23 protein-coding genes and 1 tRNA gene are annotated in these 20,046 nt (G+C 70.9%); 14 read left to right on the top strand and 10 right to left on the bottom strand.

Annotation, left to right across the window (positions count from 1 at the left end; translation table 11 throughout):
* Positions 1–147: 147 nt before the first annotated feature.
* Positions 148–1,119 carry a fumarylacetoacetate hydrolase family protein gene (locus P1K31_RS09775; RefSeq protein ID WP_276303145.1) on the bottom strand — a complete coding sequence of 324 codons (972 nt, stop codon included), beginning with the start codon at positions 1,117–1,119 and terminating at the stop codon, positions 148–150.
* Positions 1,116–1,967 carry a cyclase family protein gene (locus tag P1K31_RS09770; protein WP_276303144.1) on the bottom strand — a complete coding sequence of 284 codons (852 nt, stop codon included), beginning with the start codon at positions 1,965–1,967 and terminating at the stop codon, positions 1,116–1,118. Before P1K31_RS09770 ends, P1K31_RS09775 begins: the two co-directional genes overlap by 4 nt.
* Before the next feature lie 246 nt (positions 1,968–2,213).
* On the opposite strand from P1K31_RS09770, the gene P1K31_RS09765 reads away from it, so the two are divergent.
* Both P1K31_RS09765 and crcB read left to right on the top strand, forming a co-directional pair.
* Entirely contained in the window at positions 2,214–2,603 is a 390-nt protein-coding gene (locus P1K31_RS09765; protein ID WP_276303143.1) for a fluoride efflux transporter FluC, read from the top strand.
* On the top strand, positions 2,603–2,962 hold the full coding sequence (crcB, locus tag P1K31_RS09760; protein WP_276303142.1) for a fluoride efflux transporter CrcB: 360 nt from the start codon (positions 2,603–2,605) through the stop codon (positions 2,960–2,962). Before P1K31_RS09765 ends, crcB begins: the two co-directional genes overlap by 1 nt.
* Positions 2,963–3,047: 85 nt before the next feature.
* Here crcB and P1K31_RS09755 read toward each other — a convergent pair whose 3' ends face one another.
* Both P1K31_RS09755 and P1K31_RS09750 read right to left on the bottom strand, forming a co-directional pair.
* Complete coding sequence (locus P1K31_RS09755; RefSeq protein ID WP_276303141.1) at positions 3,048–3,485, bottom strand: universal stress protein; 438 nt, start codon at positions 3,483–3,485, stop codon at positions 3,048–3,050.
* A 44-nt stretch (positions 3,486–3,529) separates the two neighbouring features.
* Positions 3,530–4,633 (bottom strand): ATP-binding protein, encoded by a 1,104-nt coding sequence (locus P1K31_RS09750; protein ID WP_276303140.1) that lies wholly within the window; start codon positions 4,631–4,633, stop codon positions 3,530–3,532.
* A gap of 75 nt (positions 4,634–4,708) precedes the next feature.
* On the opposite strand from P1K31_RS09750, the gene P1K31_RS09745 reads away from it, so the two are divergent.
* Positions 4,709–5,170, top strand: a complete 462-nt coding sequence (locus P1K31_RS09745; RefSeq protein WP_276303139.1) for a DUF7382 domain-containing protein — start codon at positions 4,709–4,711, stop codon at positions 5,168–5,170.
* A 75-nt stretch (positions 5,171–5,245) separates the two neighbouring features.
* On the opposite strand, the gene P1K31_RS09740 is transcribed toward P1K31_RS09745, so the two are convergent.
* The 5 genes from P1K31_RS09740 to P1K31_RS09720 all read right to left on the bottom strand — a co-directional run bounded on the left by P1K31_RS09740 (position 5,246) and on the right by P1K31_RS09720 (position 10,022).
* Positions 5,246–6,382: a pyridoxal-phosphate-dependent aminotransferase family protein gene (locus tag P1K31_RS09740; protein ID WP_276305733.1), complete on the bottom strand. Its 1,137-nt coding sequence runs from the start codon at positions 6,380–6,382 to the stop codon at positions 5,246–5,248.
* A 129-nt stretch (positions 6,383–6,511) separates the two neighbouring features.
* Positions 6,512–7,252: a protein-L-isoaspartate O-methyltransferase family protein gene (locus P1K31_RS09735; protein ID WP_276303138.1), complete on the bottom strand. Its 741-nt coding sequence runs from the start codon at positions 7,250–7,252 to the stop codon at positions 6,512–6,514.
* 21 nt (positions 7,253–7,273) lie between these two features.
* Positions 7,274–8,254, bottom strand: a complete 981-nt coding sequence (locus P1K31_RS09730; protein WP_276303137.1) for a class I SAM-dependent methyltransferase — start codon at positions 8,252–8,254, stop codon at positions 7,274–7,276.
* 49 nt (positions 8,255–8,303) lie between these two features.
* Entirely contained in the window at positions 8,304–8,963 is a 660-nt protein-coding gene (locus P1K31_RS09725) for an HVO_0476 family zinc finger protein (RefSeq protein WP_276303136.1), read from the bottom strand.
* A gap of 102 nt (positions 8,964–9,065) precedes the next feature.
* Positions 9,066–10,022, bottom strand: a complete 957-nt coding sequence (locus P1K31_RS09720) for an aminopeptidase (RefSeq protein WP_276303135.1) — start codon at positions 10,020–10,022, stop codon at positions 9,066–9,068.
* A gap of 193 nt (positions 10,023–10,215) precedes the next feature.
* Between P1K31_RS09720 and P1K31_RS09715 the strand changes: the two genes are divergently transcribed.
* From P1K31_RS09715 to P1K31_RS09665, 11 genes are all read left to right on the top strand, one after another.
* The gene (locus P1K31_RS09715) at positions 10,216–11,268 is read left to right on the top strand and encodes a type II glyceraldehyde-3-phosphate dehydrogenase (RefSeq protein ID WP_276303134.1); all 1,053 of its coding nucleotides are present in this window, start codon (positions 10,216–10,218) and stop codon (positions 11,266–11,268) included.
* Positions 11,269–11,326: 58 nt separating this feature from the next.
* Positions 11,327–11,722 carry an Hsp20/alpha crystallin family protein gene (locus P1K31_RS09710; protein WP_276303133.1) on the top strand — a complete coding sequence of 132 codons (396 nt, stop codon included), beginning with the start codon at positions 11,327–11,329 and terminating at the stop codon, positions 11,720–11,722.
* 254 nt (positions 11,723–11,976) lie between these two features.
* Positions 11,977–12,504: an amino acid-binding protein gene (locus P1K31_RS09705; RefSeq protein WP_276303132.1), complete on the top strand. Its 528-nt coding sequence runs from the start codon at positions 11,977–11,979 to the stop codon at positions 12,502–12,504.
* The gene (locus tag P1K31_RS09700) at positions 12,501–13,463 is read left to right on the top strand and encodes a homoserine dehydrogenase (protein WP_276303131.1); all 963 of its coding nucleotides are present in this window, start codon (positions 12,501–12,503) and stop codon (positions 13,461–13,463) included. Before P1K31_RS09705 ends, P1K31_RS09700 begins: the two co-directional genes overlap by 4 nt.
* 215 nt (positions 13,464–13,678) lie before the next feature.
* A complete protein-coding gene (gene tuf, locus P1K31_RS09695; protein WP_276303130.1) occupies positions 13,679–14,944 on the top strand; it encodes a translation elongation factor EF-1 subunit alpha in 1,266 nt (421 codons plus the stop codon).
* Positions 14,945–15,253 (top strand): 30S ribosomal protein S10, encoded by a 309-nt coding sequence (gene rpsJ / locus P1K31_RS09690; RefSeq protein ID WP_254543164.1) that lies wholly within the window; start codon positions 14,945–14,947, stop codon positions 15,251–15,253.
* Between the two features lie 197 nt (positions 15,254–15,450).
* A tRNA-Ala gene (locus P1K31_RS09685) sits at positions 15,451–15,522 on the top strand.
* Positions 15,523–15,632: 110 nt separating this feature from the next.
* Positions 15,633–16,241, top strand: a complete 609-nt coding sequence (locus tag P1K31_RS09680) for a hypothetical protein (RefSeq protein ID WP_276303129.1) — start codon at positions 15,633–15,635, stop codon at positions 16,239–16,241.
* A gap of 316 nt (positions 16,242–16,557) precedes the next feature.
* Positions 16,558–17,289, top strand: coding sequence for an enoyl-CoA hydratase/isomerase family protein (locus P1K31_RS09675; protein ID WP_276303128.1), 732 nt, complete (start codon positions 16,558–16,560; stop codon positions 17,287–17,289).
* Between the two features lie 130 nt (positions 17,290–17,419).
* Complete coding sequence (locus tag P1K31_RS09670; protein ID WP_276303127.1) at positions 17,420–17,878, top strand: ester cyclase; 459 nt, start codon at positions 17,420–17,422, stop codon at positions 17,876–17,878.
* Between the two features lie 366 nt (positions 17,879–18,244).
* A complete protein-coding gene (locus P1K31_RS09665) occupies positions 18,245–18,643 on the top strand; it encodes a DUF7344 domain-containing protein (protein WP_276303126.1) in 399 nt (132 codons plus the stop codon).
* Positions 18,644–18,660: 17 nt separating this feature from the next.
* Here P1K31_RS09665 and P1K31_RS09660 read toward each other — a convergent pair whose 3' ends face one another.
* Entirely contained in the window at positions 18,661–20,040 is a 1,380-nt protein-coding gene (locus P1K31_RS09660; protein ID WP_276303125.1) for an RNB domain-containing ribonuclease, read from the bottom strand.
* Between the last annotated feature and the right edge of the window lie 6 nt (positions 20,041–20,046).

Here is a 20,046-nt window from a genome sequence, read left to right as displayed (position 1 = left end):
ACTACCCACATGCCATCCCATTCAACGGAGTTGCATTAAAGCGTCATCTCCGCTTTCCGAGAACGTCGTCGGGTGGGAACTCCCGGCCGTCGTGAAACATCGTCGAGCGATCCCCGCACCTCGCTCCGCTCGCTCGCCCCGTTCGGATCACTCCCGAACGACGCGGTTCCGGAGCGTCCCGATGCCCGCGACGGTGAGCGCGACCTCCTCGCCGTCCTCGAGGAACCGACCGTGCTCCAGCCCGCAGCCGCCGCCGACGGTCCCGCTCCCGAGCACGTCGCCGGGGAGGAGCGGTTCCGACTGCGAGACGTGAGCGATCAGTTCCGCGAACGAGTGGTACATCTCGCCGGGCGTCCCCGAGGAGACGGTCTCGCCGTCGATCTCCGCGGTCATCTCCGCGGACGGGAGATCGAACTCGTCGGGCGTTACGAGGTACGGCCCGAGCGCGCTGGCGAAGTCCTTCCCCTTCGCGGGCCCGAGCTTCCCCCGCATCTCGTCCAACTGCGCGTCGCGGGCGCTGAAGTCGTTGAGCACGGTGTAGCCGGCGACGTACGCCGCCGCCGCCTCGACGGGGACGTCGACGCCGCGCTTCCCGATCACCGCCGCGAGTTCGAGTTCGTAGTCCATCGTGTCCGAGTAGGCGGGCCAGCGCACCGTCTCGCCCGGCCCGACGACGGTGTCCGGATTGCCCTTGTAGTAGACGGGCTGCTCGTACCAGACGTCGGGCACGTCGCCGCCGAGGCTGTTCCGCACGTGCTCCTCGAACGCCATGAAGTCGCGCAGCGAGTTGGGACGGGGGACGGGCGCGAGGGGGCGGACGCCCGACTCGTCGGGATCGAGTACGAGGCGGCCGCCGGCGGGGCCGCGCTCCGGACCGCCGTCGAGCGCGAAGGCGACGGCCTCCTCGGCGGCGTCCAGGGCTCGCTCGCCGCGTTCGAGGAACGCGATCATCTCCGGCGGGGTGAGCGCCTCGGCCACCTCGACGGGCGCGCCCTCGCCGCGTTCGTCGAGCAGCGCCGCGTGCGCCGTCGTCACGTCGATCAGGCCCGCGTCGTCGGCGACGCAGACGCGCCGGGCCTCGCCGACGGGCGTCTCGACGGCGACGGTGGTGAGCCTCACGCGTCCACCCCCCGCCCGCTGGCGGCTTTTCGACCACCCTCCCCGTCTGCCCCGTCGCCCTCGAGCAGCGCGACCGGTCGCACCCAGCCCGCGCTCGCGCCCTCGATCTTCACCGGGGCCGTCACCAGCGGCACCTTCCGATCGCGGGGGAGCGCGTCGAGGTTCGCCATCTTCTCGATCTGGCAGTACTCGCGCTCGCGGCCGGCGAAGTGCGCGGGCCAGAGTTCGTCCGCGTCGCCCGTCTCCTCGTACCGGCGGCCCATCTCGGCGAACGGCTTGTCGAAGCCGTAGGCGTCCGTCCCGATGACGCGCGCGCCCCGCTCGACCAGCTGTCGGGTCGCGTCCGCGCCCATCCCCGGGAACTCCGTGAGGTACTCCGGCGTCCCCCACAGCGCGTCCGCGCCGGTCCGGAGGAGGACGATGTCCCCCGGCGAGAGGTCGACGTCGAGGTCGGCCAGCGCCGCGTCGACGTCCTCGGGGGCGATCTCGTCGCCCGGCTCCAGGTGCGTCACGTCGAGGACGACCGCGTCGCCGCAACACCACTCTAGGGGGACCTCGTCGATCGTCCGCGCGCGCTCGCCGCCGGACTCGGGGCCGTAGTGCCACGGCGCGTCGAGGTGCGTCCCCGTGTGGGTGATGGCGGTCACCTCCTCCCACGCGAGACCGATCCCGTCGGGAAAGTCCTCCGCCCTCACGTCGTACCCCTGCTCGCGGAGGTTCCCGGCCAGCTGCTCGGCCCCGGCGCGGTGATCGAAGCGTTCGATCGTCGCCGGCCACGGTTCGCTCGCGACGCCCGGTTCGACGCCGATGCTCAGGTCGACGACCCGAACGTTGGCCAGTGAGAGCATACCCCGTCCACCGGGCGCGAGGGGGTATAGGTTTCCCCGCTCGCCCTGCGCCCGCATCGTCCCACCGTACTCCGTCCGATCCCGCCGCGCCGCGCCCCGCCGCGCCTATCCGTCTCTCCTCGCACGGCTCCGCCCGCGTCGCGGAACGACTTTACTCCGCCGTCGTGACTCTCCCCTATCCGTGCGACGGAGTCCGCCCGTCCCGACCGGCGGAGACGCCGGCCGACGACTCCCTCTCGGAGAGCCATGACCGACACGCACCCCATCCTTCGGCTCGAATCGCTCGCGCTCGTCGCCGTCGGCGGCTTCGCGGGGGCCAACGCCCGATACCTCGTGGGGCAGTTCGTCCCCGGTGCCCTCGGCACGCTCGCGGTGAACGTCCTCGGGAGCTTTCTCCTCGGCTTCCTGCTCTACGAGGCGATCCTCGGCGGCTTCATCGGGCAGGAGACGCGCGCGGTTCTCGGCACCGGGGTCCTCTCCTCCTTTACCACCTACAGCACGTTCGCGCTCGAGACCGCCCTGCTCGACTCGCCGCTGTGGATGGTCGGCAACGTCGTCGCCACCTACGGACTCGGGTTCGCGGGGGTCCTCCTGGGTCGCGCCGTCGCTCGCGCGCTCTACGGAGGTGCCGCCTGATGGTCGCGCTCGATCCGGCCCAGCTGGTCGGGATCGGGGGCGTCCTCGGCGCGGTCGCGCGCTACCTCGTGGGCGAGGCCGTCGAGGTCGAGTGGTTCCCCCTCGAGACGTTCACCGTGAACGTCCTCGGGAGCTTCGCCCTCGGGCTACTCGCGTTCGGTGGGTCGGGGAGCGACGCCGCGCTCCTGCTCGGGACGGGCGCGTGCGGGTCGTTCACCACGTTCTCGTCGTTCTCGTTCCAGACCGTGCGGCTGTGGGAGACGGGCGAGCGCGCCCGGTCGGTCGTCAACGCGCTCGGCACGCTCGCTGCGGCGCTCGCCGCCCTCGGCCTGGCGTGGCTGATCGCGGGTGCGCTCTGAGCGACAGAGCGCATGCTCGGCGCGGGGCGCTCCCGCCAGCGCTCCGTACATCGCCGCACGCGTCGCACCGCTACGCCCCGTCCCGTCACTCGTCGTCGCCGACGCGGACGGTCAGGACGGGGATCGGCGACGCTCTGACTACCTTCTCGGTGACGCTCCCGAGCAGGAGGTGGCTGAGCCCGGTCCGACCGTGCGTGGCCATGACGACGAGGTCGACGTCGTTGCGCTCGGCGTAGTCGAGGATGACGCTGTGCGGGATTCCCGGTTCCAGCGTCGTCGTCACCTCCACCCCTACCTCCCTCCCCCGCGTCTCCACCCGCTCGACGGCGCGTTCGCCGGCGTCCTCGACGGTCTCCTGGACGGTCATCCAGTCCTCCTCCGACAGCGTGCTGTAGTTGCGCACGTCGACGACGTACAGCGCGTGCACCGTCGCGCCCGCGGCCTCCGCGAGCGCGATCGCCTCGTCGACGGCGCGCTCGGCCGCCTCGCTCCCGTCGGTCGGCACGAGTATGTGCTCGAACATACCCCCCGTAGGGCCCCTGGGACCATAGTCGTGGGGCGCGGGCGTCACCCTCCTCCCGCCGACAGCCCTGACTGTCCCGACAGCCGTGGGCTCTCTCCCCCGTGGGGCGTCGCCCGCTCCCGTACCTGCACGGTGTGGACGCGCTCGGTCGCGTCGTCGACGACGAGCGCCTCGCCGGGACGGGTCGGCATCCGCTCGTCGAACGTCTCGCGCATCGAGGCGGGCCGGGCGGCGCGCATCGCCTCGCGGTCGTCCCGGCTCGACAGCCGGTGCATCACCACCAAATCGGCCTGCGACACCGCGACGGCCGGGAGCGCTGCCGGGCGCTGGGTCGCGGCGACGAGGCTGACCCCCGGCTGCCGTCCCCGGGTGAGCAGGCGGCGGAGCGCGGGCGCGGCGAGTCCGCCGAAGAGGGCGTGCGCCTCGTCGACGAGCAACCACGGGAGGCGGTCGGTCCCGCCGGCGAGCCGGGCCCGGTAACACCGGTTCGCCGCGGCCCGGCACACGGCGTTCATCGGCGCGCGGTCGACCCCGGAACAGTCGAGGACCGTCGTTCGCCCGTCGGACAGCGGGGGCAGTTCGCCGCCGAAGACGTCCCACGCGGCGGCGAGGTCGAGGTGGTTCGACGCGGCGCGTCTCGTCGCGCCGGGTGCGTCGGCCTCGGCGACGAACGCGCGCATCCCGTCGAGCGTCGTCGCGGCCGCCGCCGCCCGCCAGACGAGCGCCCCCGCCGCGCCCTCGGGATCGAGGCCGAGCAGGTCGCACCACGCCCGCGGTTCGAGCGCGTCGGCGCGGACGCGCGGCCGGACGACCCGCGCGCCGACCGGCTCCGCGGCGAGCGTCCCGAACGCGCCCATGGGATCGACGATCACCGGCGCGATCCCCTCCACGCGGTCGAGCTCCTCCGCGAGCACGCCGAGCGTGTAGGACTTTCCCGACCCGCGCTTGCCGACGACGAGCGCCGCGTGCGGCCCGCCGAGGTCCACCGTCACCCGCGCCCCGGCGCTCTCGTCGCGCGCCCGGTAGGCCCCGAGGTGGCCGACCGGTCCGTTCTCGTCCGTCCCCCCTGCGTCCCGTCTTCCCTCGTCCGACCCGTCGCCGTCTGATCCGACGCCGCCCGCGCCCGCCGTTCGCCCGATGATCGACATGGGGTCGCTGGTCCCGCCCTGGTTCATAAACCCTCGTCCGAGCCTTCAAGTAGGATACCGGGACCAGCGACCCCCATGCGCCTCCCACGGAGTACGGCGGGACGGTTCGTCGCCGACGAGCGCGCCATCGAGGGGTTGCCGATCCGCCTCGTGATCGCGCTGGTCGTCGGCGTCGCCAGCCTGAGCGTCATGATGAACATGCTGTCGGGCGTCAACGGCCTCGCGGTCGTCGAACTCGACACGAAGCCGACGCCGGAGGTGATCACGCCGGGCGAGCGGGGGATCGACGTGCGCGTGATCGGACTGGAGGGGGATCCCGTGTCGGGCGCGACGGTCGTCGCGCGCGGCGGGAGCGCCCGCCTCGACGGGATCGAGACCGCGCGGACGGACGAGAACGGGGTGGCGACGCTGACGCTCGACCCGCGGCTCGGGCCGAACCAGGCGGACGGGACGGTCGCGTTCGACGTGAAACCGCCCGCGGGGAGCCAGTACGTCGACCGGCGGGAGAACACGGCGGTGCTCGTGGTGCGGGAGTAGCGGCACTCCCCCGGCGGTCGAATGCGGCTCGGAGTACTCGGAACGCGTACCCGCCGGCGGGGATCGCCCGCCGCTCTACTCGCCGAGTTCGCGGTTCGTCGCGGCGACGCCGGCCCCGACGTCCACGTCGACGCCCTGGGCGTCGAGCGCCCGGCCGAGCGCCCCGACCGTCGGGAGGACGTTGGCCGGGCGGGCGGAGTGGCCCATGCAGCCGACGCGGACGACCTCGCCCGCGAGGTCGCCGAGGCCGGCCGCGATCTCGATGCCGTCGTCCTCGAGGAGGCGGCTCGTGAGGGCGTCGCCGTCCGCCGCGGCGGGGATGCGGACGGCGTTCAGGCTGGGCAGCCAGTGCTCGTCGGCGGGAAGGAGTTCGAGGCCCATCGCCTCGACGCCGGCCTTGAGCGCGCCGGCCAGCCGACGGTGGCGCTCCCAGCGCGCCTGGATTCCCTCCTCGGCGACCAGCCGCAGCGCCTCGCGGAGGGCGTACACCGTCGAGGTCATCCCGGTGTGGTGGTACTGCGGGTCGTCGCCCCAGTAGGTCCAGAGCCCCTCCAAGTCGAGGTACCACGACCGGGGTTGCGTCTCGCGGTTCCGCACCTTCTCCATCGCCCGGTCGGAGAGGGTGAGCGGGCTCGCGCCCGGGGGGGCCGAGAGGCACTTCTGGGAGCCCGAATAGACGAGGTCCGCGCCCCACTCGTCGGTGCGGAACTCCACGCCGCCGAGGGAGGCGACGGTGTCCACGACGAGGTAGGCGTCGTACTCGTGGACGATACGGGCGATCTCGTCGATCTCGGGCTGGCGCACGCCGGTGCTGGTCTCGCCGTGGACCACGCCGACGACCGTCGGCTGGTGCTCGTCGAATGCGGCTTCGATCGTCGCGGGATCGAGCGGCTCGCCCCAGGGGGCGTCCGCGGTGACGACCTCGCCGCCGACGCGGGCGGCCATCTCGCCCATCCGTCCGCCGAAGTAGCCGTTCGACGGCACGAGGACCGTCTCCCCCGGCTCGACGAGGTTGGCGAAGGCGGCCTCCATCGCGGCCGAGCCCGTACCGGAGACGGCGAGCGTGTACTCGTTGTCCGTCCGGAAGACGTACCGGAGCAGCTCCTGCACGTCGGTCATGATCTCCACGAACGAGGGATCGAGGTAGCCCACGAGCGGCGTCGCCATCGCCCGGAGGACGCGCGGGTGGACGTCGCTCGGTCCCGGTCCCATCAGCGTCCTGTCCGCGGGCGTCAGTTCGTCGGTGTCTGGTGCGTCAGTCACGGTCACGGTCGAACGAACACGCTACACGGATAAATATCACGAGTACGCGATCGGACGGTCGGACGGTCGGGCGTCCGATCAGTGGGCGTCCCAGTCGATCCAGTCCTGCTCCCAGCCGCGCCGCCCGTGGGTGGTGCGCCGGGCGAACTCGCGGTCCTCGCGGACGGTGCGGTTGCGCTCGACCGCGTCGGCCTGTTCGCCCTCGACGAGCATCGGCGCGAACGCGACGGGGCCGAAGCGGTCGGTCACCCGCCCCGAGTCGTCGACCGCGACGAGCGACTGCTCGGTCGCGCCCAGCGGCATCACGAGGCGGCCGCCGGGCGCGAGCTGGCGGACGAGCGCGCGCGGCGGGTCGACGGCGGCCGCCTCGAGGAGGATGCGGTCGTAGGGCGCGTACTCGGGCAGGCCGTCGGTCCCGTCGCGGCGGTCGACGAGGACGCCGCCGTAGCCCGCCCGGTCGAGGTTGTCCCGCGCCTCGTAGACGAGTCGGCGGGCGATGTCCACGCCCTGGACGGTCTCCTGTCCGGCGATCTCGGCGGCGACGGCCGCCGTGTAGCCGACGCCGACGCCCACGACGAGCACCAAGTCGCCCGGTTCGGGCGAGAGGGCCTCGAGGAGGCGCGCCGCAGTGCTCGGCGAGAGGACGCGCGTGCCGAACCGTTCGAGCGTGCGGTCGGCGTACGCGCTCGCCTCGTCGTCGACGAACTCGTGGCGGGGGACGGTGCGCATGGCGAGGCTGACCGCGTCGCTCCGGACGCAGCCCTTGGCCTCGTACTCGAGGCCGTCGACCATGTCGTCCCGCAGCACCGTCCGATCCATGATCGCCCTCCGCGACGGAGCTTAATCAACTACGCGGCCGGCGACCGCGCGGTCGTCCAGTCCGGGGATCTCGATCACGTCCGGCGCGAGGCCCGCCTCCGCCAGCCAGCCCGTCAGTTCGTCGGCGGTGTGCGCGCCCCCCTCGCCGTGCAGCGCGTACCCGTGGAGCGCCCGCAGGGCCGCGCCGGGGGTCTCGCCGCGCACCGAACCGACGAAGACGGCGACCCCGTCGTCGGTCAGCGTTCCCCGCGCGTTCGCGAACACCCGCCGGAGGTGGGCCGCGCCGTACCGCGACAGGAGGCCGACCGCGAAGACGAGGTCCGCCTCGGGGTACGCCCCGCCGTCGAGCGGGTCGCCCGCGGCGAGCGAGACGGCCTCGTGTTCCAGTGCGGCCTCGTTCACCTCGGTCACCTCGGGCGCGTCGAGGAGGTGCGCGTCGTAGCCCCGGCGGGCGAACTCGACGGCGTGGCGGCCGGGACCGTCGGCGAGGACGAGGACGCGCTCCGCGCGCGGGTAGTAGCGGACGGCGGCGGTGACGGCAGCGCGCACGGCGGCCTCGTCGCGGGCGGCCGCCGCGCCCATCGCGTTGCGCGTCCAGTCCGGGGAGCGTTCCGGGCGCTCGGAATCACCGGACGCGCTCGGCCGCCGGCTCGCGCCCGAGGGGCGCTCCCCGGTTCGCATCGTCTCCGGGAGTGCGAGCCACGCGTCGAGCGCGTCGAGTTCGTGCGGCAGGCGGCCGATGGAGCGCACGTCGGTCTTCGCGAGAAACCCGAGGGTTCGATTGGTCGGCTGGTACTCCCCGCCGAGGCGCTTCAGGAAGCCGCGCTCCGCGAGCGCCTCGACGAGGAGGCGGGCGGCGCGCTCCTCGATCCCCGTCTCCCGCGCGACGCCCTGGACGGTGCCGGTCGTCCGCGCCAGCGCCTCCATCGCGCCGGTCCGGCGCGCGACGTGGAGCAGGAGGAGTTCGCGCACCGCCGGGTCGGTCCGGTCCTGCGTCGGCATGGCTCCCGGTTCGCGCCGGGTGGTAAAAGGCGCTCAGTTCGAGTCGGCCCTACCACGCGGACCAGGCGTCGCTGGTCTCGTCGTCGGCGTACAGCCGCTTCACGTCCTTCGCGGTGGCGGTGTCCCCCCGATGTCGTAGCTGGTCGTGGTCGTACCCGCGGGCGTCGTGGCGCAGGCGGATGGACTTCACGGTGAACTCCTCGTCGCCGAAGGTCTCGGTCGCGCCGACGACGAACTCGTGGTCGCCCGGGAGGAGCAGCTTCAGGCTCCGCGTGTCGTCGCGCCGGCCGTCCCTCGGGTTGAGCGTCACGGGGACCTGCACGTTGTCGACCGCGCGGGTCCAGAACGTCTCGACCTCGCTCGCGGGCGCTCGCTCGGCGCGCCGCTCGTCGCCCACCTCGAGGCTTGTGATGCGGACGGTCATCAGCGCCTCCTCGGTGTCGACGATGAACTCCTCGCCGACGGCGACGACCTCGTCCGCGGGGGCCTCGACGCGCGTGCTGAACGACTCGCCCTCCTGGGAGACGATCACGTCGCGCTCGACGGTCCGCTCCTCCTCGATCGTCGTCTTGTGGGTGTGCCCGCACCCGGCGCAGCGGACGGTCAGCGTCCGCCCGTCCCCGCCCGACGAGAGCACCTCGTGGACCGTCTCGACGTCCGGCGAGCACGCCGGACACGGGACGGCCACCTGCTGGCCTGGTTCGCTCATACCCGCCCTACTCGGCGGGGCGTTAAAGGGGCGTTCAATCGCTCCTCCGCGTTCCGCGTCGCGTACGGAGCGGACCGCGCGGGCGGTGGACGCCGCGGCGCACTACGGCCGCGGGAGGTCGACCTCCTCGCCGTCGGCGTACACCGTCGGCTCGGTGACGATGCCGTCGAGGTGGAGCGGGGCCTCGACGTCGCCGCCGATGCCCGCGTCGTCGCCGAGCGCGACGTGGACCGTCCCGGCGGCCTTCTCGTCGAGCAGGACGCTCCCCACCAGCTCGGTGACGGCCACGTTCGTCCCGATGCCCAGCTCGGCGAGGTTGTAGGCGTCCTCGCCCACCTCCTCGGCGGCGGCCTCGACCTGCTCGCGGATCCTGTCGTCGCTGATGCGCGTGACGACGCCGTCCTCGACCTCGAACTCGAGGGTCCGCCCCTCCTCCAGTCGCCCGTAGGGCATCATCGTCCCGTCCACGACGTAGGTGCCGTCGGCCGACTCGGGGCTGACGAACGTCTCGCCCGCGGGGAGGTTCGAGAACGCGCCGGGCTCGTGGACGATGCCGGTGTCCTGGAGCCAGTCGCGCCCGCCCGGGTAGAACGCGATGTCCGTCCCCGCGGGGGCGGTGACGCGGACCTCCTCGGCCCCGGCGACCTGCTCGTAGACCGCCCGGCAGTGGCTCGCGATGGAGTCGTAATCCGCGTCGAGGCCGGTCACGAACACCTCCTCGGTGATCCCGGGGAGGGTAGCGGCGCGGACGCCCGCCTCGGTCGCCCGCCGCCGCGCGTTGGTGTGGCTCAGGCTCTTCGTCGTCGGCGCGAGCACCGCGTCCGCCTCGCGCATCGCCGCCGCGACCGGTCGCGGGGGCTCCTCGCCGTGCTGGTCGCCCGGCGGGTAGCGGACGATCACCGCGTCGTCGGTCACCTCGCGGGCGGCCGCGAACAGCGCCTCGCCGATCGCCTCGCGTCCGTCGTCCGTCACGACGAGGCACGACTCGTCGTCCCGCAGTCCCATGCACTGTCCGATCGCGGTCCTGGCCGGGGCGGCGAGGGCGGATTCGTCGCTCATGGGCCGGGGTTCGCGGGAGGGACGGTTAGCCCTTGCCGTGTGCGGCTCCCACCCCCCGCTCGATCCGGGGCGGGGCCTCCGCGTTCGGCTCGCTCGCCGAACTAGAAACTCGAATTCGAGTAAAAAATCGGGGTATGACGGCGGTACCCACGCAATAATTATCCCCGTCGCTGTGGGACGGGCGGGTAGGTACATGATCAAGGTCGCGATCAACGGCTACGGCACGATCGGAAAGCGCGTCGCGGACGCGGTCGCCCTCCAGCCGGACATGGAGCTCGTCGGCGTCGCCAAGACCCGCCCGAACTTCGAGGCGGAGACGGCCGTAGCGAAGGGCTACCCGCTGTACGCCGCCGTCGAGGAGCGCCGTCCGCAGTTCGACGAGGCGGGCATCGACGTCGCGGGCGGCGTGGAGAAACTCGTCGACGCGGCCGACGTGGTGGTCGACGCCTGCCCCTCCGGCATCGGCGCGGAGAACAGGTCGATGTACGAGGAGCACGACACGCCCGCGCTCTACCAGGGCGGCGAGAGCGCCGACCTCGTGGACGTCTCGTTCAACGCCCGCGGGAACTACAGCGAGGCGGAGGGCGCCGACCACGTCCGCGTCGTCTCCTGCAACACGACCGGGCTCTCGCGGCTGCTCGCCCCGCTACAGGAGGCCTACGGCGTGCAGAAGGCGCGCGTCACGCTCGTCCGCCGCGGCGGCGACCCCGGACAGACCGGGCGGGGGCCGATCGACGACATCCTCCCGAACCCCGTCACGCTCCCCTCCCACCACGGGCCGGACGTGAACACGATCTTCCCGGACCTGAACATCGACACGCTCGGGCTGAAGGTACCCGCGACGCTCATGCACACCCACAGCGTGAACGTCCAGCTGGACGCCGCCCCGACCGCGGAGGAGGTGCGCGACCTGCTCGCGGACGAGTCGCGGCTCTTCCTCGTACCCGCCTCCTACGACATCGACGGCGCGGGCAAGCTGAAGGAGTTCGCGATGGACCGGGGTCGCCCGCGCGGCGACATCTGGGAGAACTGCATCTGGGAGGAGTCGATCACCGTCGAGGACGGCGTCGCGCCGGCGGGACAGGGCGACGCGGCCGCCGGAGCGGACCTCTACCTCTTTCAGGCCATCCACCAGGAGTCGGACGTGGTGCCGGAGAACGTCGACGCGATCCGCGCCGTGCTCGGCGCGGCCGACGCCGACGAGAGCGTGGCGACGACCGACGAAGCGCTCGGAATCGGGCTCTGAGGCGCTCGGGACGCGCACAGACAGAAGGCTTTTGCGGCGAGCGCACCTGGGTTCTTACATGGGACCTCGTGACAGGGACGACAGGGACCCCTTCGACGACATCTTCCGGGAACTGAGTCGAATGATGAACGATATGATGGGCGACGACGTGGGGGTACACGTGCAGGGTAACGACGCCGGCTTCGGCGACGACGTCCACATCACCACGCAGCAGGACGACGAGCGCGTCTACGTCGTCGCCGACCTCCCGGGCGTGCAGAAGGACGCGATCGACATCAAGTGCGACGGCCGCACGCTCACCGTCGCGGCCGCGACCGACCACCGCGAGTACGAGGAGCGCCTCCGCCTCCCCGTGCGCGTCGACGAGCACTCCGCGACGGCGACGTTCAAGAACGGCATCCTCGAGGTGATCTTCGAGCGCGCGGACTCCTCGGCCAACATCGACCTCGACTAGGCCCGGTCGTCTCCCCCGCCCTCCTCCTCACCCTCTACCGCCTTCGTACTGCCCGCCCGTACCGCCGTCCCGCAGACCGATGTGCACGCGGCCGGGTGACGGTTTCGACGCGGGAGTCGCCCTCCCTCTGCCCGTTCGACCGTGTGTCCCGTCCGCAAACACCGGCAACGCTTCGCGGGAGCGCGAGGCTTCTTAACCTTCGGTCGCTTGCCAACGCCAATGAGCCGCGCCGACCCCCTGCGGCGGTGGAGTCGATGAGCGACGACGTGGTTCGGGCGTACACCGTGCGCCTCGAACTCGTCGACGAGCCCGGCGAGCTGCTGAACGCGCTGGGACCGATATCCCGGAACGGCGCGAACCTCCTCTCGATATTCCACGAGCGCGGCAACCTCACCCCCCGGGGGCACATCCCCGTCGAGGTCGACCTCGAGGCGACGCCCGAGCGCTTCGCCCAGATAGTAGAGGACCTCCGCGACGCCGGGGTGAACGTGATCCAGGCGGGAGCCGAGCGCTACGGCGAGGAGTTGACGGTGCTCCTCATCGGCGACCTCGTCCGGACCGACCTCTCGGACACGCTCTCCCGGCTCGAAACGTGCACGAACGCGTCGGTCGCCGACATCACGCTGACGGCCGCCGACGGGACGGGGAGCACCTCGAGCGCTCGACTCCGCCTCGCCACGCAGACCGGGGAGGCAGAGCACGTCCTGGAGACGGTCCGCGAACTCGCCGACGAGAAGGGGTTGACGGTCATCGAACCGCTCACGCCCGGAGGTGCCCAATGAAGCTCGCGGTCGCGGGCGTCGGGGCGGTCGGCCGCTCGGTCGCCGAACTGGCCGGGGAGTACGGCCACACGGTCGTCGCGCTCGCGGACTCGCGGTCCGCGGCGGTCGCCGACGCGCTCGACGTCGAGGCGGCACTCGCCGAGAAGCGGGAGGCCGGCCGCGTCGGCGATCTCGACCCCGAGGCGGCGCTCGAGGCGGACTACGACGTCCTCGTGGAGGCGACGCCGACGACGCTCGGGGACGCCGAGCCGGGGTACGGCCACGTCGTCGAGGCGCTCGCGCGCGACCGACACGTCGTCCTCGCCAACAAGGGGCCGGTCGCCGAGCGTTACGACGAGGTGCGAGCGCGGGAGCGCGAGAGCGCGGGGAGCGTGCGCTTCGAGGCGACCGTCGGGGGCGCGATCCCGGTGCTCTCGACCATCGCCGACCTCGGTCCGGGCCAGGTGACGGCCGCCCGCGGCGTGCTCAACGGCACGGCGAACTTCATACTAACCAGGATGGCCGCCGAAGGCCTGGGCTACGAACACGTCCTCGCGGAGGCACAGGACCTGGGCGTCGCGGAGGCCGACCCCTCCTTCGACGTCGAGGGGACCGACGCCGCGCTCAAGTGCGTCATCCTCGCGAACGTGCTCAACGACGGCGCGGGAGCCGGTCGGGGGTTCACGCTCGACGACGCCGAGGTGACGGGCATCAGCGACGTCCCCGGCGAGGCGCTCGACCTCGCGGCCGAGGACGGCCGGACGATCCGCCTCATCGGCGAGGTCGCGGGCGAGCGGATCCGCGTCGGCCCGCGACTCGTCCCCGAGCACGGAACGCTCGCCGTCTCCGGCACGCGCAACATCGTCCAGTTGGAGACGACCCACGCAGGCCGGCTGAACATCAGCGGCCGCGGAGCCGGGGGTCCCGAGACCGCGACGGCGGTGCTCTCGGACGTGGGGCGACTCCCCCCGCTCGAGTGAGTCGCACGGCGTCCGATCGCCCGCTCTCGCGCCCCGGTCCGATCCGTTCGAGGTGATTCCCGCCGAAGAGAGGGGGTCGTTCGGCGCCCTGCGAATCGTGGTAGTGCGTGCCAAACCGCTATACTGCGGCGGGGTGCCCGGTATATCGTTTCGAAATCGTTTTATCCGGTTCAGTCGAAAGCTTTCCCCACAGCGCCTTTGCGCGTGAGCTATCAATGAGCGACAAACCCCACCAGAACTTGGCCGTAATCGGCCACGTCGACCACGGGAAGAGCACGATGGTCGGGCGACTCCTGTTCGAGACAGGGAGCGTACCCGAGCACGTCATCGAGCAGTACCGCGAGGAAGCCGAGGAGAAGGGCAAGGGCGGCTTCGAGTTCGCCTACGTGATGGACAACCTCGCCGAGGAGCGCGAGCGCGGCGTCACCATCGACATCGCCCACCAGGAGTTCGACACGGACAACTACTACTTCACGATCGTCGACTGTCCGGGTCACCGCGACTTCGTGAAGAACATGATCACCGGCGCGAGCCAGGCGGACAACGCCGTGCTCGTGGTGGCGGCCGACGACGGCGTCGCGCCCCAGACCCAGGAGCACGTCTTCCTGGCGCGCACCCTCGGCATCGGCGAACTCATCGTCGCGGTCAACAAGATGGACCTCGTCGACTACGACGAGGACAAGTACCGCGGCGTCGTCGACGACGTGAAGAAGCTCCTCCAGCAGGTCCGCTTCAGCACGGACGACGCGAGCTTCATTCCGACCTCGGCGTTCGAGGGCGACAACGTCTCCGAGAAGAGCGACAACACGCCCTGGTACGACGGCCCGACGCTCCTCGAGGCGCTCAACAACCTCCCCGAGCCGTCCGAGCCGACGGACGCGCCGCTGCGGCTGCCGATCCAGGACGTCTACACCATCTCCGGCATCGGAACCGTTCCGGTGGGGCGCGTCGAGACGGGCATCCTCGAGACGGGCGCGAACGTCTCGTTCCAGCCCTCTGACGTGAGCGGCGAGGTCAAGACCGTCGAGATGCACCACGAGGAGGTCCCCGAGGCCCGCCCCGGCGACAACGTCGGGTTCAACGTGCGCGGCATCGGGAAGGACGACATCCGCCGCGGCGACGTCTGCGGTCCGGCCGAGGACCCGCCGAAGGTCGCCGAGACCTTCCAGGCCCAGATCGTCGTGATGCAGCACCCCTCGGTCATCACCGCCGGCTACACGCCCGTCTTCCACGCCCACACGGCGCAGGTCGCGTGTACCATCGAGTCCATCGACAAGAAGCTCGACCCTGCGAGCGGCGAGGTCGCCGAGGAGAACCCGGACTTCATCCAGGCCGGCGACGCCGCGGTCGTCACGGTTCGCCCGCAGAAGCCGCTGAGCATCGAGCCGTCGTCGGAGATCCCGGAACTCGGGAGCTTCGCGGTGCGCGACATGGGCCAGACCATCGCCGCCGGGAAGGTCCTCAGCGTCCAGGAACGATAGATGCAGCAGGCACGCGTCCGACTCGCGGGGACGAACCCCTCGGACCTCGACAACATCTGCACCGACGTCCGCGAGATCGCGAACAAGACGGGCGTCAACCTCTCGGGGCCGGTCCCGCTGCCCACGAAGAAACTGCAGGTGCCCACCCGCAAGTCGCCCGACGGTGAGGGTACCGCGACGTGGGAGCACTGGGAGATGCGCGTCCACAAGCGTCTCATCGACATCGACGCCGACGAACGGGCGCTGCGCCAGCTGATGCGCATTCAGGTGCCCAACGACGTCAGCATCGAGATCGTCCTCGAGGACTGACGTCGGCTCTTCCCGTTCTCTCTCGCCGGGGAAGCGCTCGCTATCCAGCAAAGCGTTTATCTCGTGACCGCACAGCGACAGGTATGCGTCGGTCTCACACGGTCGACGCCTGCCGTCGGTGCCGTCGTGACACCGCCCCGCATCCTGATACCCAAAGCAGAAGGTACAAGTACGAAACGGCGGCAATCCGATAATGCGGGCTCGTAGATCAGCGGCAGATCGCTTCCTTCGCAAGGAAGAGGCCCCGGGTTCAAATCCCGGCGAGTCCACTTCCTTCCCTCACTTCGTTCGGTCAGTCGTGGACTCGCCGACGTCACGCTCGCTCACGCTCGCGTGACTCCCGGCGAGTCTATCGGAGGAGCGAGTTTTCGAGCGAGCGATGCGTGAGGTTGTGGCGAGGCGCTCGATGAGCACGGCGAGAGGGCCGTTCGCCCCTCGAAACCCGTCGAATTCAGTGACCTCGGCCACGGTTCTCGAGAACGCCGTCGGGACGAGGAACGCGGCGAACACGACCACGACGTCCATCGCGAAGTCGGCGTTCGTCGGCCGCTGGGAGCACTCTGTCGCTGCTATCGCGTTCGACAGGAGGGGTCAGAGACCGTCAAAGACCGACAGAGAACCCGTCGGGAGCCGGGGGGTTGCAGTGGGAACCGCGGGGTCCCTCGGGCTTTCCGGGGGTCGCGCGACAGGTGACGGAAGCAGGGGGTGTAACGCTCTTAGAGCCGTATATCCGAATACATGGCATGGTGAAACCATCCGCGTCTCGGAGGAGTACCACGAGTGGCTGACCGCCCACAAGCGGGACGACGAGACGATGGAGGAGACGCTGCGCCGAATGACGCGCGGTCCCCACCCCAGCGACGTCGCCGGCCTCCTCTCGGACGCGGAAGTCGAGGACGCGAAGGCGGCTGTCGAGCGTCTCCGCGGGCGCGATCGCGACCGGCTCGACGCCGCCCGTAACGCCTTCGAAAACGAGGATGCAGGATAGATGATCATCGACTCGTCGTACCTGTTCGCCCGCGTCGTCCGAGTAGATCCACTCCGATCCGGTGATCGCCCCGTCGGCGTCGGTGAACTTCCGCACGGAGACGGCTCCCGCGTCCGGCGCACGGAGCGCCGCGGGGAGGCGTAGCGGGGACTGCCCCCGGCCGGTTGCTCCTCGGAGGGGCTCGGCCGCGAGCGAGACCCAACACCGCTGCGACGGACGAGAGGGGACGGGTGCGACTCCGTCCCCTCTGTCGACACCCTCCTCGTCCCTCTCACCCGACGCTCACGCTCAAGACCCTCCCGACCGTCGGTGGGGCATGATCCGCACTGACCTGCGCGACGACGTCGCCTGGATCACCATCGACAGACCCGAGAAGCTGAACGCGCTCCACCTGGAGGGGTGGGACGACCTGCGAGCGGCGCTCGACCGCGCGAGCGCCGAGGCCCGCGTCGCGGTCGTCACCGGGGCGGGCGACGCCTTCTGCGCGGGCGACGACATCGCGACCCTCGCCGAACTGGACACCGAGGCCGACGTGCGCGCGCTGAGCGACCGCCTGTACGAGTGCCTCCACGGCGTGGAGACGCTCTCGATCCCCGTGATCGCCGCCGTCAACGGACTCGCCTACGGCGGCGGGTTCGAACTCGTCGCCGCGGCCGATCTCGCGGTCGCCGTCGAGGATGCGACGTTCGCGCTCCCCGAGACGCGCATCGGCGCGTACCCGCCCTACGCGATGGCCCGCGTCGGCGACCTCTGCGGGAAGAAGCGGCTCACGGAACTCGCGCTCACCGGCGAACCGATCGACGCCGTCACCGCCCGCGAGTGGGGGCTGGTCAACCGCGTCGTCCCCGCGGACGAACTGCCCGACGCGGTCGGAACGCTCGTCGGTCGGATCGTCGAGTCGCCGGCCCCCGCGACGCGGCTGGCGAAGGCGTACGCCGCCGTCGCGCTGTCGGACGCCGACGAGCGCGAGCGGATCGCCGGCGGGTTCGCGCGCGTCGCCGCGTCGGAGGCCTGCCGCGACGCGGCCCGGGCGTTCCTCGAACGGTAACTGCGTCAGTTATAGGATAATCGATGTGTGGGGGGTGGGTTCGCTGATCATCAGCGTGTCCGACTGGTCGGATGTCCGCCCGTCATCGATATTTCTTCCCGTGACCAACCTCACACTTGGTGGGGAAGTAATGGCAACGCAGCAGTCGATCGAGGAGCGAAACATGGACCTCGTCCGGCGGTTCGTAACGGAGGTCGTAAACGACCAGCGCTACGAGCGCATCCCGGAGTTCTTCTCCCCGGAGTACGTCCGTCACGATCCCGCCGTCGCGGGTGACGCGCGCGGGCCGGAACGCTTCGAGGAGACGGTCCGGGCGTTCCGCGCGGGCTTCCCGGACGAGGAGATGGTCATCGACGACCTCTTCGCGTCCGGCGACAAGGTGTGCCTCCGGTACACCGCGCGCGGAACGCACACGGGCGAGTTCATGGGAGTGGAGCCGACGGGCACGCCCGTCGAGATGACGGCCATCGCCGTCCACCGCATCGGCGAGGACGGCACGGTCGCGGAGACCTGGGTGAACTACGACTCGCTCGGCCTCATGGAACAGATCGGGGCCGTCCCGCCCCGCGAGGAACCGACGGCGGAGTGAGCGGTTCAGCCCCGTTTTTTCGGTTGCGTTGAGATCCCCGATAGACGACGGGCCGTAGCCGTCCCGGAGACAGAGGGCGTTCGGATCGACCCCGATCGGCGCGGCCGTGATGCTCACCGTCTCCCCGGTTACAGCCGCGGTTCTGCGAGATCGAATGCCGGCCGGCAGGAACTGCCACCACCCGCCCGTTTAGGGTGGGTGCCCGATCAGTGTTATCACCAAGTGGTATGCATGGGTTGTACACGAGCAATCGGGCGGATACGCGGCGGACGGGGTCAGACGGTCGTTCGGACGAGCCGTCGCCGGACAGCGCTCCTCTCACGGGCGGAGCGAAGCGGACGCGGCGGCGCGGGGGTGAGCGATACGATGAGTGAGGACCAGTCGGACACCGGCTGGGAGGCCCGGCTAGCCGATCGGCGGCGACGATACCTCCTCTACTGTCTCCATCTCTACGCGCCGCCGCTGAAACTCGCCGACGTCGCCCATCAACTCACGGTCTGGGAGACGGGCGAACCCGCGGACGATCGACTGGACGAACGGCTTCGGATATACATGTCCCTCTACCACGATCATCTCCCGGCCCTGATCGACAGCCGTCTCGTCGACTATCGACAGGACGAGGACGTGGTCGGGCCGGGTCCCGCCACGGAGCGGATCGAACCGCTGTTGAAACGCGCCTTACGCGCCGACGCCGCCGACCTGCTGCGAGCCGAACGCGCCGCCTTCGATCGTGAGCGTGACGGGCGGGCCGGTGCTCTCCGGTAAGCCGGGAGCGGAACGCGCTACTCCACGGTCCCCTCGGTCTCGGCGTCCGCCTCGACCGCCGCTTCCTCCACCGTCCCCTCGTCGGTTTCTTCGTCGGTCCCCTCGGACTCCCTCTCCTCGTCCTCGACGACGCGCAGCCCGCGGTTGTTCACGGCGTACGGGTCGAGGCCGACCTCCTGGAGGAACTGCTTGTACTCGCGTTCGCACTGCTCTGCGTTCTTCTGCTTGTCGCTGGCGCGGTCGCAGAGCTCGACGAGGTCCTCGGGCACGTCGTTCTCGTGGACGATCCAGTGGTTGATGAGGTCGGACAGCCGGCGGATGGGGCTGGTGAAGTGGCCGTAGATCTCGAAGTTGAGCGCGTGGTGGCCGCCGAAGGGGTCGTTCATGTACTTCGCGCGCGGCATCACGCGCATCACGGCGCGCTGGATCTTGTGGAGCTGTCGGCCGGGTGCCCGTTCGAGCGTGGCGTTGACCGCCTTGCGGGGATCGTCCCACGAGTCCCCCGGGATGCTCACGCCGTCGAGTTCCTGGATCTCCTTGAGCGCGCGGTCCCACTCCTGGGGCGTGGGCTGGGGGTGGACGCGGTACATCGCCTCGACGCCGCGCTGGAACATGAGCACGTGCGTGACGGCCTTGTTCGCCTTCAGCATGCACTCCTCGATGATGGTGTGGGCGCGGTCCCGTGCGGGGTTCAGGACGAGCGAGCCGTCTTCCTTGCGCTGCTCGTGCATCCGATCCGCGAGTTCGAAGACGAGCGAGCACTCCTCGTGCAGCGGGGCGTCTGGGTCGTCGAGGCGGTTCTCCGCCTGCGTGTAGGTGAGGCGCTCGTCGCTCCGGATGACGGACTTGTAGATGTCGATGGACTCGTAGGAGAGCGTCTCGTCGTCGATGACCATCTCGACGGTGTGCGCGAGCCGGTCCTCCTCGGGCACGAGCGAGCAGACGGTCTCCGCCAGCACCGGCGGGAGCATGTGGATGGTGTACGCGGGGAGGTAGACGGTGTTGCCGCGCTCTACGGCCTCCGCCCACATCTCGCTGCCCGGGTGGACGTAGTGGGTGACGTCGGCGATGTGGACCCAGAGGCGGTACGCGCCGTCCTCGCGCTCGATCGAGAGCGCGTCGTCGAAGTCCTGGGCGTCGATCGGGTCGGTCGTCCACGCCGTCAGGTCGCGGAGGTCCCGCCGGTCGTCGACCTCGTCCTGTATCTCCTGCTGGACGCTCTCGGTACGCCGTTCGGCCTCGGAGAGCACCGCTGGAGGGAACGCGTCGCGGATGTCGAACTTCTCGAAGAGCTGCTCGCGCTTGTTCCGCAGGTGTCGCGCGAGTTCCTCGTCGATCTCGACCGGACCCTGGCCCTCGGCCGTCCCGGCCGCCGCCTGGTCCTGCTGACTGGTCATAGCGGC

The organism is Halomarina halobia, assembly GCF_029338575.1.
Lineage (GTDB): Archaea > Halobacteriota > Halobacteria > Halobacteriales > Haloarculaceae > Halomarina > Halomarina halobia.
The sequence above is the reverse complement of the archived record's forward strand: the minus strand, read 5'-3'. Positions and strand labels throughout refer to the sequence as shown.

What these genes read in the sequence shown, in the direction of transcription:
- P1K31_RS09770 (WP_276303144.1), bottom strand. Translation starts at nt 1,967, where the DNA reads ATGCTCTCACTGGCCAACGTTCGGGTCGTCGACCTGAGCATCGGCGTC.
- P1K31_RS09765 (WP_276303143.1), top strand. Translation starts at nt 2,214, where the DNA reads ATGACCGACACGCACCCCATCCTTCGGCTCGAATCGCTCGCGCTCGTC.
- crcB (WP_276303142.1), top strand. Translation starts at nt 2,603, where the DNA reads ATGGTCGCGCTCGATCCGGCCCAGCTGGTCGGGATCGGGGGCGTCCTC.
- P1K31_RS09755 (WP_276303141.1), bottom strand. Translation starts at nt 3,485, where the DNA reads ATGTTCGAGCACATACTCGTGCCGACCGACGGGAGCGAGGCGGCCGAG.
- P1K31_RS09750 (WP_276303140.1), bottom strand. Translation starts at nt 4,633, where the DNA reads ATGTCGATCATCGGGCGAACGGCGGGCGCGGGCGGCGTCGGATCAGAC.
- P1K31_RS09745 (WP_276303139.1), top strand. Translation starts at nt 4,709, where the DNA reads ATGCGCCTCCCACGGAGTACGGCGGGACGGTTCGTCGCCGACGAGCGC.
- P1K31_RS09740 (WP_276305733.1), bottom strand. Translation starts at nt 6,382, where the DNA reads ATGGGACCGGGACCGAGCGACGTCCACCCGCGCGTCCTCCGGGCGATG.
- P1K31_RS09735 (WP_276303138.1), bottom strand. Translation starts at nt 7,252, where the DNA reads ATGGATCGGACGGTGCTGCGGGACGACATGGTCGACGGCCTCGAGTAC.
- P1K31_RS09730 (WP_276303137.1), bottom strand. Translation starts at nt 8,254, where the DNA reads ATGCCGACGCAGGACCGGACCGACCCGGCGGTGCGCGAACTCCTCCTG.
- P1K31_RS09725 (WP_276303136.1), bottom strand. Translation starts at nt 8,963, where the DNA reads ATGAGCGAACCAGGCCAGCAGGTGGCCGTCCCGTGTCCGGCGTGCTCG.
- P1K31_RS09720 (WP_276303135.1), bottom strand. Translation starts at nt 10,022, where the DNA reads ATGAGCGACGAATCCGCCCTCGCCGCCCCGGCCAGGACCGCGATCGGA.
- P1K31_RS09715 (WP_276303134.1), top strand. Translation starts at nt 10,216, where the DNA reads ATGATCAAGGTCGCGATCAACGGCTACGGCACGATCGGAAAGCGCGTC.
- P1K31_RS09710 (WP_276303133.1), top strand. Translation starts at nt 11,327, where the DNA reads ATGGGACCTCGTGACAGGGACGACAGGGACCCCTTCGACGACATCTTC.
- P1K31_RS09705 (WP_276303132.1), top strand. Translation starts at nt 11,977, where the DNA reads ATGAGCGACGACGTGGTTCGGGCGTACACCGTGCGCCTCGAACTCGTC.
- P1K31_RS09700 (WP_276303131.1), top strand. Translation starts at nt 12,501, where the DNA reads ATGAAGCTCGCGGTCGCGGGCGTCGGGGCGGTCGGCCGCTCGGTCGCC.
- tuf (WP_276303130.1), top strand. Translation starts at nt 13,679, where the DNA reads ATGAGCGACAAACCCCACCAGAACTTGGCCGTAATCGGCCACGTCGAC.
- rpsJ (WP_254543164.1), top strand. Translation starts at nt 14,945, where the DNA reads ATGCAGCAGGCACGCGTCCGACTCGCGGGGACGAACCCCTCGGACCTC.
- P1K31_RS09680 (WP_276303129.1), top strand. Translation starts at nt 15,633, where the DNA reads ATGCGTGAGGTTGTGGCGAGGCGCTCGATGAGCACGGCGAGAGGGCCG.
- P1K31_RS09675 (WP_276303128.1), top strand. Translation starts at nt 16,558, where the DNA reads ATGATCCGCACTGACCTGCGCGACGACGTCGCCTGGATCACCATCGAC.
- P1K31_RS09670 (WP_276303127.1), top strand. Translation starts at nt 17,420, where the DNA reads ATGGCAACGCAGCAGTCGATCGAGGAGCGAAACATGGACCTCGTCCGG.
- P1K31_RS09665 (WP_276303126.1), top strand. Translation starts at nt 18,245, where the DNA reads ATGAGTGAGGACCAGTCGGACACCGGCTGGGAGGCCCGGCTAGCCGAT.
- P1K31_RS09660 (WP_276303125.1), bottom strand. Translation starts at nt 20,040, where the DNA reads ATGACCAGTCAGCAGGACCAGGCGGCGGCCGGGACGGCCGAGGGCCAG.